Annotated in this window: 13 protein-coding genes; 12 read left to right on the top strand and 1 reads right to left on the bottom strand. The window is 45.4% G+C overall.

Going from position 1 to position 15,016, the window contains the following annotated elements:
- Positions 1-203: 203 nt before the first annotated feature.
- The 3 genes from HQM11_00950 to HQM11_00960 all read left to right on the top strand — a co-directional run bounded on the left by HQM11_00950 (position 204) and on the right by HQM11_00960 (position 5,457).
- Positions 204-668: a hypothetical protein gene (locus HQM11_00950; protein MBF0349565.1), complete on the top strand. Its 465-nt coding sequence runs from the start codon at positions 204-206 to the stop codon at positions 666-668.
- 86 nt (positions 669-754) lie between these two features.
- A complete protein-coding gene (locus tag HQM11_00955; protein MBF0349566.1) occupies positions 755-3,523 on the top strand; it encodes a DEAD/DEAH box helicase in 2,769 nt (922 codons plus the stop codon).
- Between the two features lie 8 nt (positions 3,524-3,531).
- On the top strand, positions 3,532-5,457 hold the full coding sequence (locus HQM11_00960; protein MBF0349567.1) for a hypothetical protein: 1,926 nt from the start codon (positions 3,532-3,534) through the stop codon (positions 5,455-5,457).
- Between the two features lie 55 nt (positions 5,458-5,512).
- Here HQM11_00960 and HQM11_00965 read toward each other — a convergent pair whose 3' ends face one another.
- Positions 5,513-5,764 (bottom strand): AtpZ/AtpI family protein, encoded by a 252-nt coding sequence (locus HQM11_00965; GenBank protein MBF0349568.1) that lies wholly within the window; start codon positions 5,762-5,764, stop codon positions 5,513-5,515.
- Positions 5,765-5,957: 193 nt separating this feature from the next.
- On the opposite strand from HQM11_00965, the gene HQM11_00970 reads away from it, so the two are divergent.
- The 9 genes from HQM11_00970 to HQM11_01010 all read left to right on the top strand — a co-directional run bounded on the left by HQM11_00970 (position 5,958) and on the right by HQM11_01010 (position 14,998).
- Entirely contained in the window at positions 5,958-7,862 is a 1,905-nt protein-coding gene (locus tag HQM11_00970; GenBank protein MBF0349569.1) for a SurA N-terminal domain-containing protein, read from the top strand.
- A 3-nt stretch (positions 7,863-7,865) separates the two neighbouring features.
- Complete coding sequence (locus tag HQM11_00975) at positions 7,866-8,399, top strand: hypothetical protein (GenBank protein MBF0349570.1); 534 nt, start codon at positions 7,866-7,868, stop codon at positions 8,397-8,399.
- Positions 8,400-8,444: 45 nt separating this feature from the next.
- Positions 8,445-9,056, top strand: coding sequence for an adenylyl-sulfate kinase (cysC, locus tag HQM11_00980; GenBank protein MBF0349571.1), 612 nt, complete (start codon positions 8,445-8,447; stop codon positions 9,054-9,056).
- Between the two features lie 90 nt (positions 9,057-9,146).
- Positions 9,147-9,368 carry a hypothetical protein gene (locus tag HQM11_00985; GenBank protein ID MBF0349572.1) on the top strand — a complete coding sequence of 74 codons (222 nt, stop codon included), beginning with the start codon at positions 9,147-9,149 and terminating at the stop codon, positions 9,366-9,368.
- On the top strand, positions 9,365-9,760 hold the full coding sequence (locus tag HQM11_00990) for a type II toxin-antitoxin system VapC family toxin (protein ID MBF0349573.1): 396 nt from the start codon (positions 9,365-9,367) through the stop codon (positions 9,758-9,760). Before HQM11_00985 ends, HQM11_00990 begins: the two co-directional genes overlap by 4 nt.
- A 23-nt stretch (positions 9,761-9,783) precedes the next feature.
- Entirely contained in the window at positions 9,784-13,434 is a 3,651-nt protein-coding gene (locus tag HQM11_00995; protein ID MBF0349574.1) for an exodeoxyribonuclease V subunit gamma, read from the top strand.
- Entirely contained in the window at positions 13,431-14,210 is a 780-nt protein-coding gene (locus HQM11_01000; GenBank protein ID MBF0349575.1) for a lipoate--protein ligase family protein, read from the top strand. The genes HQM11_00995 and HQM11_01000 overlap by 4 nt, the downstream gene beginning before the upstream one ends.
- A 190-nt stretch (positions 14,211-14,400) precedes the next feature.
- Positions 14,401-14,637, top strand: coding sequence for a type II toxin-antitoxin system Phd/YefM family antitoxin (locus tag HQM11_01005; protein ID MBF0349576.1), 237 nt, complete (start codon positions 14,401-14,403; stop codon positions 14,635-14,637).
- On the top strand, positions 14,624-14,998 hold the full coding sequence (locus tag HQM11_01010; protein MBF0349577.1) for a PIN domain-containing protein: 375 nt from the start codon (positions 14,624-14,626) through the stop codon (positions 14,996-14,998). The genes HQM11_01005 and HQM11_01010 overlap by 14 nt, the downstream gene beginning before the upstream one ends.
- The last annotated feature ends 18 nt before the right edge of the window (positions 14,999-15,016 follow it).

Below are 15,016 nucleotides of genomic sequence, written 5' to 3' on the forward strand. Positions count from 1 at the left end.
GCGCTGGAATGGATGGAATTTGCAGAAAATTAATCATTCCCTATTTTGTCTTTAACCCCATAAGTGTCCATCACAATCCTGACTTTATGAGGATTCATCAGAATCCTGTCTTTCCTTCATGCCCATCCTGATTTTTTCTGGCCTATTTTTTCAAAGTCGATAGTTCTATAAAAAACATCCACAATCATCTGAATGGAGTCGCTATGGGATTGAGTGTTGAAGATAAAAAAGAAGTGGAGGACTTTGTCAAAAACGTCATGCAGTTGAACCAACTGGATGTGCAGGACCTTCAACAGCAATGGCGAAAATTCAAGGAAGCTCCTGAAGCCAGTTTGGCGGCACTTGAAGTTCAGACATCAGAACTTGGCCGGGAAATTCGGGAATTCAAGCAGGATGTATCAAAACGTTTTGAGCAGGTGGATAAACGTTTTGAGCAGGTGGATAAACGTTTTGAACAGGTGGATAGACGTTTTGAGCAGGTAGATAAACGTTTTGAGCAGGTGGATAAACGTTTTGAGCAGGTGCGTCAGCAGTTGGATGATGTCAACAAAACCATGATGCGGCTCCATGAAAGCATGAATGCCCAGGTCTGGAAATTTCTTGGCGGATTAGGGGTCATTCTCATTTTGTTACGACTGTCCGGCGCAATTTTTCCTAATCTGCCATAAGATGACTCTGCATTGAAACGCACCTGTGCTAGTGAAATATTGTCATTCCATTCATTGTAATCACACAAACAGCGAAGATATCAGACATGGATTCTTTAACAAAATTCAAACGAAAAGGTTTCAGCGCTCAAGCGGCCACAACAGAAGACAACATTGGTTTTCAGATCAACTTTGATCAGACAGGAGCCTACCTGTCTGTCATCAACTCGCAGGGAAAAGAGGTCGATCCGGATTATCGAAGTTACAGCGGAATCACCCGGGACATACTTCGTCTGATAGCGGATATTCAACTGAGGCAGGAATTTCAGATTGATTGGGATTCTGACAATTCACGAGTCTATCTGGCCTCTCATGAATCCCTGATTATGAAACTGCGTCTTCATCCCAAAGTTCTCACCGATTCCGGACAATTGATCAGTTTTTCAAGCCATGCCGCCAAATTGCTTATGGCTGTTGAGGAGAATGCCAAAAAAAAGCTCAGTGGAAAATTGCGACTGCTTCTTGGCGAGGGGGAATCTCCTGAGGTACGCTTTTTGACAGATTCTCTGGTTCTTTCGGGCACCACTGTTTATGAAATTCCATCCGCGGGAGAACGGTTTGCTGATCTTGCGATGTTTGAATCTGCGTTTCAGGCCAATGAACTGGAAAATTTTCTGTCCCTGTTTTATTCCCACTTTGCAGACATTCCGATTCGTTATCAGGATTACCAGTGTGTAGAAGGTCCCACCCGTCTGGCTCAGGCCGCTCTCGTGTTTGAGAAAATAGACCATGAACAAAATCTCTATCTGCGAGTCAGTACGACCGTGGAAGGTCTGGATGCCGATTTCTTTGAGGAGTATGAAATCAATCGGTTGGTGACACTCAATGAAATGGAACGTGTGATTCAAATATGTCCCCTGGTCGAGGAAAGCTCAGTGGATGCCTTGCGCGAAATCAACAGTCTGTTGAACAAGCGAAAGCGCCAACTGAAGACAGACAATGCGGATTTTTACCTGGAAGAGAATCTGTTCATCATTCAGAAAACACTGGCTCAGGAATTTATCTATCTGGATTTGCCCAATCTCATTGGTCGCTACTCACTGCTCGGTTCTGAAAAACTGAAAGATTACAAGGTACGTGCGGTCACGCCTCGTTTGAGTCTGGCATTGGCACATGGCATTGATTTTCTGGAAGGCGAGGCCACCCTCGAGATTGAAGGGCAGAGCTTTTCCTTGTTTGAGGCCATCAGCCTTTATCGAAAAAAATCCTATATTCCGTTGACCGACGGCACCCATGCCCTGATCAACCAGGGGTATATCGAAAAGCTGGAACGTCTGTTTAAAAAACAGCAGGATCAGGTCAAAGTTTCATTCTTTGATCTTCCCGCGATTGAAGAATTGATTGATGAAAAAGCGGCTCAGGCAACCTTTCCACAATCCCGTGAAATTTTCAGGGGATTCAATGAATTGAAGGATCAAAAAATCAAACTGCCAACCGTCAAGGCTACCTTGCGCCCCTATCAGCAACAAGGGTACAAGTGGCTTGAATATTTGCGAAAAAACAATCTGGGAGGATGTCTTGCGGATGATATGGGTCTGGGAAAAACAATCCAGACTCTGACCATGCTGGCTGGCGTGTATCCCAAAGAAAAAATGCCCTCCTTGCTGGTAATGCCTAAAAGTCTGCTGTTCAACTGGCAAAAGGAAATCGAAAAATTTACGCCGAATATCACGTGTTATGTGTTTTATGGCAATGATCGGGATATGGCCAAAGCCAAAGAGCACAATCTGATTCTCACCACCTATGCCATGCTACGCAATCAAATTGAACAGTTTTGCGAGGAACAGTTTTATTATGTAGTTCTCGATGAATCACAGAATATCAAAAACATTCAGTCCCAGATTTCCAAGGCTGTTCTGCTGTTGAAGGCTCAACACCGTCTGGCCCTGAGCGGTACTCCTGTTGAAAATAATTTGGGTGAACTGTATTCCCTGTTTCGGTTTCTCAATCCTGCCATGTTCAATTCCGCTGATGAATTCAACCGGTATTACATTGCTCCGATTCAGCAAAACAATGATAAACAGGCGATTCATGAGCTTAAAACAAAAATTTATCCCTTTATTTTAAGACGTCTCAAAAAAGATGTGCTCAAAGAACTTCCGGACAAGATTGAGCAGGTGTTGTATGTGGATATGTCTGACGAACAAAAACGGCTGTATCACCAACGGCGTGTGTTTTATCAGGATTCGCTGAAACAACAGATCGCGGTGAACGGAATCAACAAATCACAATTTTTTATCTTCCAGGCACTGACCGAATTGCGTCAGATCGCATCCATTCCTGAAGCCCAAAGTGATGGAGCGATTGTCTCCCCCAAACGGGAATTGTTGCTGGAACAAATCATGGAATCCACCGCCAACCGACACAAGGTGCTCGTTTTCGGCAATTTCCTTTCAATCCTCGAGCATGTCGGCGAAGATCTTCAGCAGGCCGGAATCCAGTATCTGGTCATGACTGGAGCAACCCAGGACAGAGGTGCTCTGGTGGAACGGTTTCAGAATGATCCCGACTGCCAGGTTTTTCTCATGACTCTCAAAACCGGCGGTTTGGGGTTGAATCTCACGAAAGCGGATACCATCTTCATTTTTGATCCCTGGTGGAATCTGGCCGCTGAAAATCAGGCCATAGACCGCAGTCATCGCATTGGACAGGATAAAACAGTGTTCAGCTACAAACTCATCACCCGTGGTTCCATCGAAGAAAAAATCCTTCAACTTCAGGAAAAGAAACGGGAACTGTTTGAAAACATCATTTCCAGTGACAGTGCGTCTATTAAATCATTGAATGAAGAAGATATTAATTTCATTCTCAGTTAAGGAATCTTATGGCGGATCTGAATAAAATATTTAAAAAACTCAGTGATATGGGCATCATTGTGGATAAAACTACAGAGGGTGTCATCATAGACAAGGTCAGTGAGTTACAGGGCATGGCGAAACCAACACAGCAAAAACCGGAAAACCAGCTCTATGCAATGATTTCCTCAAGCTACACCAAGGCCATTCTCTCTATTCTTTATGAGAAATGGATCAGGAAGCTTATTGACCGTTTTCCCGAATTGTTCAGAAAACATGGTTGTCCTGTCCCCTTGAAGTATCCTAACAAGGACCATCTCACCAGGATGCTGCTGGCGGTGTATTCAGAAAAAAAAATGTTTGACGCATTATGGCAGAACCTGCCGGAGGCGGTACGACAAATTTTTATCTGGACGATCTGGTATAAAAGATTCTGTCATCAGGACATGCTGGCACAAACACTCAAAATCCAGATTTGGCAAACTGCGGATCGCTACTCTAATGAACACCATATGTATCTGAAACCAGAGTATCTGTTTTTTTCTTATGAAGTTCAGTACAGTTACCTCAGCAACAGAAATACTGAAAAACCACCCTACATTTACAACCTGTATTTCAATCCGGAACTGGGAGAATATCTGAAACAATTCTTGCCCACGCCCGACGGTTATGATTTGCATCCAGAGGCCAAGATTCCGGAATGCAGGATTCACGAAAACCGGGGTCTGATCCTTCAGGAGTTGCCTGTGTTATGGGCCTATATCCAGCAGGGCCAACTCAAACTTTCCAATAATGGCAAAATTCTGAAAGCGTCTCTCAAGGAATTTCAGAAATTGATGCAGGTTCCTGAATTTTTTGAGGAACAGAATCTGAATTCCCTGCGAACGGAAATGCTCACCAATCTGCTGGCCTGCATCAAGATCAAGCCGCAATCCGATCCGTTAAAACTCCTTCAACAGGTTTTTGAAAATTATCAGGTAAAAAACACCTACTCTCATCTGAATGGTTTGTTGTTTCATCTCAAGGGGCGTTCGACTTATCTTTCTCATATTTATTACGAAGAATTCAATCTTGCTCCAATTCTGGTGCAAAGACTGCTTTCCGCCTTGCCACAGGGGCAATGGGTATCTTTGGAAAATCTGAAGGATTACGCGAATTTAAGGTCGGTTCCCATCCTGAACGTATTGGATCCTTATCATGCGACACGCTATCTGCATTATATCTCTGGTGAACAGAGCACGTATGAACACAAAAAGTATATCATGCGTGATAATCTTGAATATACCATCAAACAGCCTTTGATTGCCGGGTCCATGTTCCTGTACGCCTGTCTGGGATTGGTGGACATCGCTTATGATTTCCCCAAAAATGACGTGGTGCAGGAGCGTCAACTGGGTTATCTCAGTGTGTTTGATGGATTGCGCTATGTGCGGTTGACGGATCTGGGTGCCTTTCTTACAGGCAAAACTTCAAGTTACAGTGCTCCGGTCATGGCGGTGGCTCAGACAAAGGTGCTTCTTGATGAAAATCGCCTGATCTGCGGGCTGGATGGCAATGATCCCGTCAAACGCCTGATTCTTGAAAAAATGGCAAAACCCATTGCCTTGAATCATTTCAAGGTTGATCATGAATCCTTTCTGAAAGGCTGTGTGACCAAAAAAGATGTTCAGGAAAAGATTGATCTGTTCCACACTCATATCGAAGGAAAACCACCTGAAATCTGGAAAAACTTTTTTAAACAGACACTCGCCCGCATCAATCCGCTAACCCATAAAAAAGATTTGCTGGTCTTTGAACTGGAACAGGATCGGGATCTGATTCATTTGCTGGCGACAGACGCAATTCTTAAAAAACACATTTTGAAAGTTGAGAATTTCCACATCGCCATTGAACGGAGTGATTATAATAAGGTTAAAAAAAGATTGGAATCGCTGGGTTATCTGTTAACCAATTGACGTGTGACGGGACGGTGCAGGCGTGTTGTTTATAGAGACGTCGCATGCAACGCCTCTATGGTGAAGGTTCCTGTTTTTCGTGTTCCTCGGAGGCTACCGTGTTCTGCAATTTGCGAAGCAGGCGGTAGATGCTCCGGTAACCGGCAAAGACGCCAAAGAGAACAAACAGTAAAAAGAGCCAGGGCGTGGTTCCAAAAACTCTATCCAGATATTGCCCAACCACACATCCCACCACTACCGACAATCCCAGTTCCAGTCCCATCGAACTGAACATGAGCCATTTTGACTCCAGTTTAGGCCATTGCATGACGCTCCTGTCAGAGGATAAAACAATTTTGCATCTGTCTGCTGGACAAATGCTTGAGATTTTAAAAGGTTTTCTCTAAGGTTCCCTTCTTGATGAAAATCCGTTGCTGACCTTAGTAAGGGAAAGCACTGCTGTCAAGCGGGAGAATGGGTTTCCGGTTCTTTGCATGTTTATTGGTTGTTTGGGAGAAACTATGATTCAACAGTTACGTTCATATTCAGAAAGCATTTTTTTTAAGGCATTGCTGGGCTTCATTGCCATAACGTTCGTGATTTCATTCGGAATTGGCGCAATTTCAGGTGACAAAAAAGAAGTGATCGCAACGGTCAACCATACAGAAATTCTGATGAAAGACTATCAACGGGCCTATCAGAATCAGCTTCAGTCTTTGCAGGCCAATCTTGGTGAACAGGCAGAACAGTTCGCCCAGCAGTTCAATCTCAAACAACGTGTGCTGGATCAGTTGATCAATCAACAGTTGCTGATAGACGAAGCTAAAAATCTGGGAATTTTTACCACAGACAAGGAACTCAAGGAATATATCACCGAACAGCCCTACTTTCAAAAGAACGGGCATTTTGATTTTGAAACCTACCAGACCATTCTCAAACAGAACCGTTTGACCATTGATGATTATGAAAAACTTCAACGGAAAGACCTGCTGCTTCAGAAAATCCGAAACATTCTGGGCGAAGGTATTGTCGCCAGTGCCGCAGAGGTTGATCTGGAATACCGCATGGATCAGGAAAAAATGGCTGTGGACTTTATCGCTTTCACCACAGATCCATTTGTGTCACAGGTTCAGTGGACGGAAGAGGAACTCAATAAAACTTATGAAGATTCGAAGCTGGAATATAAAACTCCGCGCCAGTTTAAAATCGCGTATATTCCATTGAAGCTGGATGCGTTCATTCCTGAAGCTGTGAAGGATCGTGAAATTGAACGCTATTACGAAAAAAACAAAACAGATTACACGCAACAGGCAGAAGTGAAAGCCAGACACATTCTGTTGAAAATTGAAGCGGAAGCCAATGATGCGCAAAAAACAGAAAAAAAACAATTCCTGGAATCTCTCCGGGCACGCATTCTCAAAGGAGAGTCTTTTGAGGGACTGGCCAGAATTTATTCCGAAGACGGAACCAAAGACAAAGGCGGTGATCTGGGTTGGTTCAAAGTCGGAGAAATGGTGCCGGAATTTGAAAAAGCCGCATTTGCGCTCAATCCAGGCGAAGTGAGCCCCCTGGTGGAATCTCCTTTTGGTTATCATCTGATCCAAGTTGACGAAAAACGACCTGAAATCATCGCGTCTCTGGACGATGTGAAAGATGAAATCGCGGATCTGCTCAAAAGCAAACGTGCTGAAAAATTATTGGATAGAGCGCTTGAAAATCTTGAAACACGAATGACAACCCTCAAGGAACTGGATGAGATCGCTAAGGAGTTTCAGCAGACCATTGTCACCACCGAATGGTTTTCAGAAGATACTGTCATTCCGGGATTGGGATCTGCCAAACCCTTGGTTTCAACATTGCGCCACAAGAGCGCCGACGATTTGGGAACATGGAAACGAAATCCTGTGGTTGGGCATGTCGTTTATAAACTGGTTGAACTCAAAGAGCCTGAGATTCGGCCGCTGGCTGAGGTGAAAGTGGCAGTGGAGGAAAAAATCCGGAACGCTAAAGCCGAACAACAGGCCTGGGACAAAGCTCAGGAGTCGCTCACACAATTGCGGGAAGGAACCTCACTGGAAGATATCGCTCAGCGTTACTCATTTAAAATTGAAAGTGTTTCGCTCAATATCAAATCGAACAATCTGCCAGGTGTGGGCTCAAACACGGAATTCAAGAAAACCGCTTTCGACTTGAGCCAGGCCAGTCGCTATGGACTGAGCAGAAACACTCAGAAACAAATGCATCTGCTCCGGTTTAAACAACGACAACTGGAAGCGGGCGATGCCACTGCCAAAAAACTGGAACTGCGACAACGTCTGTTTGAAAGTTCACAGAACAGCATTGTGGAAAAAAGAATCCAGCAGCTTCGTGAATCTGCCACCATTAAAATTCTGAATCCATTGTTCAACCAGGCGGCTCAGGGATAATCCATGCGGAACCGTTTTTCACAGCAGACAATTTTTGCGGAACTTTGTCTGCTGGTTTTATGGTCTTGCGGACTTCATGCACAACCGTTTGCCTGGGAAACGGCTCAAGCCACGTCCCATGTCACCCTGTATGCGGAATTCAATCCCTTCGTTGTCACTCCGGGAACGGATGTTCATTTACAGATACAGGTTTTTCCGGCAACAGGCTGGCATGTTTACTCCATTCTTCCACAGCCTGACGGCGGACCAGATCCGACGACACTGACACTGAGTCTGCCTGCTTTTCTGGTACCTGTGGGCGTTTTGACGGAAAGCCCCGCGGAAAAGAAACAGGATCTGGTTCTGGAAATGGAGGTGGCTCTGCATGAAAAACCTTTTTTACTAAGCCAGGCGTTGCGATTAAAGTCTGATGCCCCTGTCGGAGAATATAATATTTCAGGAACCTTGAGTTTCCATGCCTGTGACCAGCGGATATGTGCTCCCCTTCAGCATGCATCGTTTGTCACTTCCCTGACTGTGAATTCTTCAACTCCATAGTGGAATCATGGTCCATTTCATGATCTGTTGCTTCAGGAGAAATACATGAGCAATCAACCAAAAAGTCAGAATATTGTGTGGCATCATGGTGCTGTCACCCGGGATATGCGAGAAGAGCAATACAAACAAAAATCATGCACCCTCTGGTTCACCGGATTGTCCGGATCGGGTAAATCCACGTTAGCCCATTTGGTTCAGCACCGTCTGTTTGAGCTGGGAAAACCCTCCTATGTTCTGGATGGTGACAATCTGCGTCATGGGTTGAATGTGGATCTGGGCTTTTCTCCCGCAGACCGCAATGAAAACATTCGTCGAAGCGGCGAAGTTGCCAAACTGTTCAATGACGCGGGATTGATCGTGTTGACCGCCTTCATTTCACCCTATCGTGCTGACCGTGACAAAGTCCGGAACATCATGAACGAGGGACAATTCATTGAAGTCTGGCTCAATCCATCGCTCGATGTTTGTGAAGCGCGGGATCCCAAAGGACTTTACAAAAAAGCCAGAGCCGGTCAGATTCCAGAATTCACCGGAATTTCAGCACCCTATGAAGAGCCACTGAATGCCGAGATCCCACTTGACACCGGGAAATATTCCCAGGAAGAGGCCGCTCAGCAGATTCTGGACTATCTGAATCAGAAGGGTTATTTGTTGTAGTGAGACTTTAATAAAAGCATGATCAAGAGTCATGTTGATGGCTCTTTCATGCACTCTGAACAAAATAATGATCTTTAGTCTTGAGGGAATATGGAGGCTTATCGGATAGAAACTCAAGTGGATCAAAACAGTTCACTGGTTCTGACCAATTTACCATTTCATGAGGGAGAAACGGTTGAAGTTCTCATTATCAAAGCTCCTCTACCTATGAAAAATAATTCAAACAAATCTTATGTACTACGTGGTACTCCAGTGAAATACATCGAGCCAACTGAACCTGTTGCTAAAGAGGACTGGGAGGCGTTGAAGTGATTGTTTTGGATACTCATATCTGGATTTGGTGGGTCCACGGTGATCGTAATCTTCCTGATGTCTACAGGAATTATCTTCAACAGAATGAATCTCAGGGACTGGGGATCAGTATCATTTCCTGTTGGGAAATTGCCAAATTAGTTGAATATCAACGTCTGGAATTGCCCTGTGATGTGGCGGAATGGACAGAAAAAGCTGTCAGTTATCCGTACATCTGTTTACTGGATTTAACACCAGAAATTATTATTGATTCGACAAGACTGCCTCAACCATTTCATCGCGATCCAGCAGATCAATTGATTGTTGCAACGGCCAGAATCCATCATTGCTCACTAATGACGGTAGACTCAAAAATTACAAACTATCCACATGTATCAAAGGTTCCACAATAGATCATTGAACAGCAAGGTGTGATTTGCCTAAACTCTATTATTCGAATGACCTGACCATCATGGCTGGTATGCTGGCTGAAAATCTCGCGGATGAAGATCCGTTTGACACCGGCATCATTGTTGTTCCCAATTTCAGCCTGCAACAGTGGCTTTCTCTACAAATCGCTTCGTTGAACGGTATTGCCGCCAATCTGAGCTATGTGCCGCTTGAAAAGGCAATTCTCTCCGCGATTGTTCCCTCCAGTCAGAAAAAAAACATCACCCTCCTGCATCCCGGGTCCATTCAACTGCTGCTGGTCAGTCTTCTTCATGAAAAACTCAATGACAGTGACCCTGTCTGGACTCCGCTGAAGGACTACATTTTCAGTCATGAACAGTTGCAGTCTCATGCGTTGGAAGTTCGTATTTTTCAGCTTGCCGCCAAACTGTCCAACCTGTTCCAGCAATATGAATATCTCCGCTGGGACATGCTGGCTGAATGGAAAGCGGGCCGCACCTGTTTCAATGAACCGGCATTGACCACGGAACGTTGGCAAAAAGCGTTGTGGTTGGGATTGTTTGGCGAGAATGGTCTGGTGGAAAAGTTCAATGAACAGGTTCTCAACAACAGAGATGGTGAGCTATCCAGGACATATTGGACCTTACCCCAGATTGTACGCTATCTGCCGCTGGCCTCCCCTGTTCAATCGAAAAAGAGCCTGCATATTTTTGGTTTGTCCTACATTTCCCGTTTTTATCATGACATTCTGTCAACAAAACTTGAAGATTACTATGAGGTGTCGGTTTACACCCTCAACCCCTGTATGGAGTTTTGGGAAGATCTTGAATCAGAATGGGAATCCCGGATTGCCGCCAAAAAAATTCTCCGGCAGAGTCCGGAATATTATGACAAGGTGCTCACCAGATATCATACGCCGATTTCCGATGAAGACAGTCAGGCTGGAGAATTGTTTCAGCACGAGGAAGATAATCAGTTTCTCAAGGCCTGGGGTCGGCCCGGACGGGAAAACATCCGTCTGCTCAATGAATGGGGCCAGTGGGAATTTTATCCTGTGTTCCATAATCCACTGCATCTGCGGCACACGATTCTGAGTCAGATTCAATTTGATATTCTCACCAGAGAACCCCGCAAACCTGCCCCTTTGCAATTGCCTCAAGATGACAGCCTGGTGGTGATGGCCTGTCCCAATGTTCGTCGTGAAGTGGAAATTGTGACCAATGAAATCTGGAAACTGCTTCAAAGCCATGAGGATCTCCGGATGAATCAGATTGCGGTCATTATTCCTGATATGGAACGCTACCAGACCGATGTCGAAATCGTCTTCCAAGCGATCCATCGTCTCCCCTACAACCTGATTGATGGTGTCAATCTGCGTGCCGGCAGGTTGCTGGATGGCGCGTTAAAACTGTTTGGACTCTGTTTGACCGACTATACCAGGAAAGATATGTTTGAACTGCTTGGAAATCCCAACTTTCTCAAGCATCCTGACGATCCGGAGATCGATCTCGAACTGTGGCTCGACTGGGCTGAAAAACTGGGGATTTTTTATGGAATCAGTGAAACCGATAATCGGGAACGTGGATTTCAACACCTCAAGGATGATTTGTATAACTGGGAACAGGGATTGAACCGCTTGAATCTGGGCATGTTTCTCAGTGTTTCTCCTGACGATCCAAAACTGTTTGAATTGCGGAACCGGTCCTGTGTGCCCTTGACCATTGAAGCACAACATGACACGCAGGCTCAATGGTTCATGACCCTCATCAGGTCGCTGATCGCTGACACCCGGTCCATGCGAAACTGGCAAATGACAGGAGATCTGTGGGGGAAATACCTGCACACGCTGTTCACCACCTATTTCGCACCGCTCAATGACACGGAACAGGATGAATATTCACGTATCGCCAACAGCCTGTTGGAAATGCGTGAATTTGAAGTTCTGGGAAAGTCTGCTGTTGGCTTTTCTGTGGTGTATGAGTTTTTCAAACAGTCTCAGGATGAAGTTTCCATGCACCGTGGACGTTATCTGGCAGAAGGGGTGACAATTTCCTCGTTTTTGCCCATGCGGCCCATTCCGTTTGATGTGGTCTTTATTCTGGGACTGGGAGAAGGCCAGTTTCCCGCGCTGGATCAAAAGGACAATCTGGACTTGCGGCAGGCCCGGCGGCTTCTGCACAATCCTGTCAGGGGCAAAGCCTACCGAGACCGGGAAATCGGCGATGTGTCCAATGCGGAGAAAGACAAGTACATGTTTCTGGAAATTATGGTTTCAACCAGAAAAAAGTTGTATCTCAGCTACATTTCACGCAATGACAAAACCGATGATCCTCTCAATCCGTCTTCCGTGGTTCAGTCTTTGATTGGCATTCTCGATACGGAATATCTGGCAGGACGATTTCAGCAACAGGTGCATCCGCTTAAAAATTATGATTCCCGCTATTTTCCAGAATTGAAGCCACAACCATCTGAAACAGCTCTCCACAGTTTTGACCATTATGCCCGACTTCAGGCTTATGCCCGGCATTGGCGCGAGCAACTTCAGATCAGGACTGAAAACAGCCCGTCATCAGCCCCTGTACTCAAGGATCAATGGGAAAAATGGTACTGGCAATTGACCGGAGGCAAAGAGCGGTTGAGGCCAACGAACGAAAAAGAACTGCCGGAAAAAATCGTGATTTCGTTGTCACAAATCCGACAATTTCTGGAATGTCCACTGCAATCCGCGGCTCGACGGCAGTTGGGCCTGTTTGATGAAGAGGATCTGTCATCGGTCGAAGCAACCCATGAACCCTTTGGGGTGGACCACCTTCAGGAATGGCAGCTTTTGAACCGTACACTGGAATATGGCATGAGTCCCGCTGGTCTTCATTCGTCTCTCGACGCATGGTATCAACAGCAAGTGCGTTATCTGGAATTACAGGGGCAGTTTCCTTCAGGTTTGTTTCAACAAAATTGGAAAAAGAAACATCTCGATATTCTGAACCAATGGTTTGACAAATTCAAAACCGTGACCAAACATTTGGAGGTCACGACACCGCACAAGGTTTTCTTTGGAACCGTGCGAGAATCCTTTGTGACTGAAGCCATCAGTCAGCATCGGTTTCAGCCGGCATTCAAAACAACCATGAAACGGGGAGAGCAGACGCTTCAGGTGGAGATCCACGGACAAACCGAGTGGTTGGCCTCTCTTTCCGGAAGTGTGCTGTGTCATTTCACTGCCGGCAATATCAAATCAAAACACTGGCTGAGGGTCTTTCTAAGTGCGGCGTTATTACGGGCAACGGGTTCCATTTCCTCCGGGTCAGACAGCAGTGAAGCCTGGATCATCTCCGGAGAAGATAAACCTGCCCGAAAGTTACTGCGTCTCGATCATTGGACAGCGGAACAGGCCGCAACCTGGCTGAAACAAATATTGCATGCCATGCTTGCGGAGCGGTTTGATATTCTGTTTCCGGTCGAAGCGGTCATTGCCAAAGATCCAACAGGAATGGAACCTTCTGAATTCAACCGTCAGTTCAACGAAACGCTGGACAAACTGGTTCAGGGGGGAAAAGGATTCAGTTCGCTGTATGGACCTGTCACCAATCTTGAGGATTACAGCGCGCCTGAAAATCCGTATGAATTGATGACACAGCGTTTTGGCGATTTTTTTAATATCCTGAGGGACCCATGAAAACCCGATGGCGACTGATCATCGATCCGCCGATGCCGCCAGCGTTCAACATGGCGGCAGATCAAGTTCTGCTCAATCAGCAAACCGCCGACTCTTTGCCGGTATTCCGGATTTATTTCTGGAACCAGCCCACGCTTTCTATCGGCAAAAACCAGAAAATTCATTCATCCCTGAACTGGGACTGGTGCGCACAACACAATGTCGCCGTGATCCGTCGGGTCACAGGTGGACAGGCGGTGTTGCATGGGCAGGACATTACCTATTCTGTCATCGGCAGTGTCAAAGATCCGATGCTGGGAGGGGGAATCCTGCAGACGTACCGCACCATTTCACAAGGTCTGTTTAATTTTTTTCAATCGTTGGGTTTGTCTCTGGAAATCCAGCCGCATTCTACACGGGATTTGGCAAGATCCGCCGTTTGTTTTGAAATGCCCTCTGCCTTTGAATTGCTGATCAACGGCAAAAAGATTGTGGGCAGTGCCCAGCGGCAAACCACAACCGCGTTTTTACAGCATGGCACCATTCCCCTGAACAGTCAGATCGAACCGCTGAGCCATCTGTTTCTCAAGGCGGACCCCAATAAACTGTCTCAGGAAATCACATCGCTGGAATCAGAAAATGTGTTGCATGGAGCGACCACAGAATTGCTGTGCGACAAACTGTGTGATTCGTTTCAGACCGTCTTTGGCATGGACTGGGATCGTTCAGGCTGGACAGAACAGGAACTGGAACAGATTCAGGCTGAGATCAGCAATTTTCCTCTTTCCTCTCCATGATTGGCAGAGATATTTTTCCATATCATCTGAAACCCCGGCAGTGGTCTCGTTTGGGTAGTACTGCAAAGGTAATGCTTTTGAGATCATTTTTCAGATTTTGACAATGAACCACTCTTGACTCAAATTATATTCACTTCTATTGTGTACGTATCTTGAAAAATATGATGTACGTTCCAGAACCGGAGGAATTATGAAAACTGTCACACCAACAGAATTGCGGAGTAATATTTATCATTTACTGGATGAAGTACTCAGCACAGGAGTGCCCATTGAAGTGAATAAAGGTGGAAGGAAACTGAGGATTGTGCCTATTGGAACGACAGAAAAACTTCAAAACCTGGTTTCAAGACCTCATGTCATTCAGGGAAATCCGAATGATCTGGTCAATATTAGTTGGGAAGATGAGGTGAATCTTGATTTACATTGATACACATGTGGTGGTGTGGCTGTATGCGGGACTCACTGAACAATTAAGCGAACAGGCCAAAGAACTTATCAATGAACATGAAATTTATATTTCAACCGTTGTTCGTTTGGAATTACAATATTTGTACGAAATCAAACGTATCACTGATGACTCCAATACCATCGTTTCTGATCTGACTACAAGATTGGGACTTAAGGTGTGTGACAAAACTTTCAATGCTGTTATTGGTCAAGCACTTCAAGTCACGTGGACGCGTGATCCTTTTGACCGTATGATTACAGCTAATGCGGCTCTTGACAAAAATATTCTGCTTACCCGAGATCAGAATATTTTAGTCAATTATTCAAACGCCAGGTGGTAAGCGAGGTCATCTCGCCAT

It is taken from the genome of SAR324 cluster bacterium (genome assembly GCA_015232315.1).
GTDB lineage: Bacteria > SAR324 > SAR324 > SAR324 > NAC60-12 > JADFZZ01.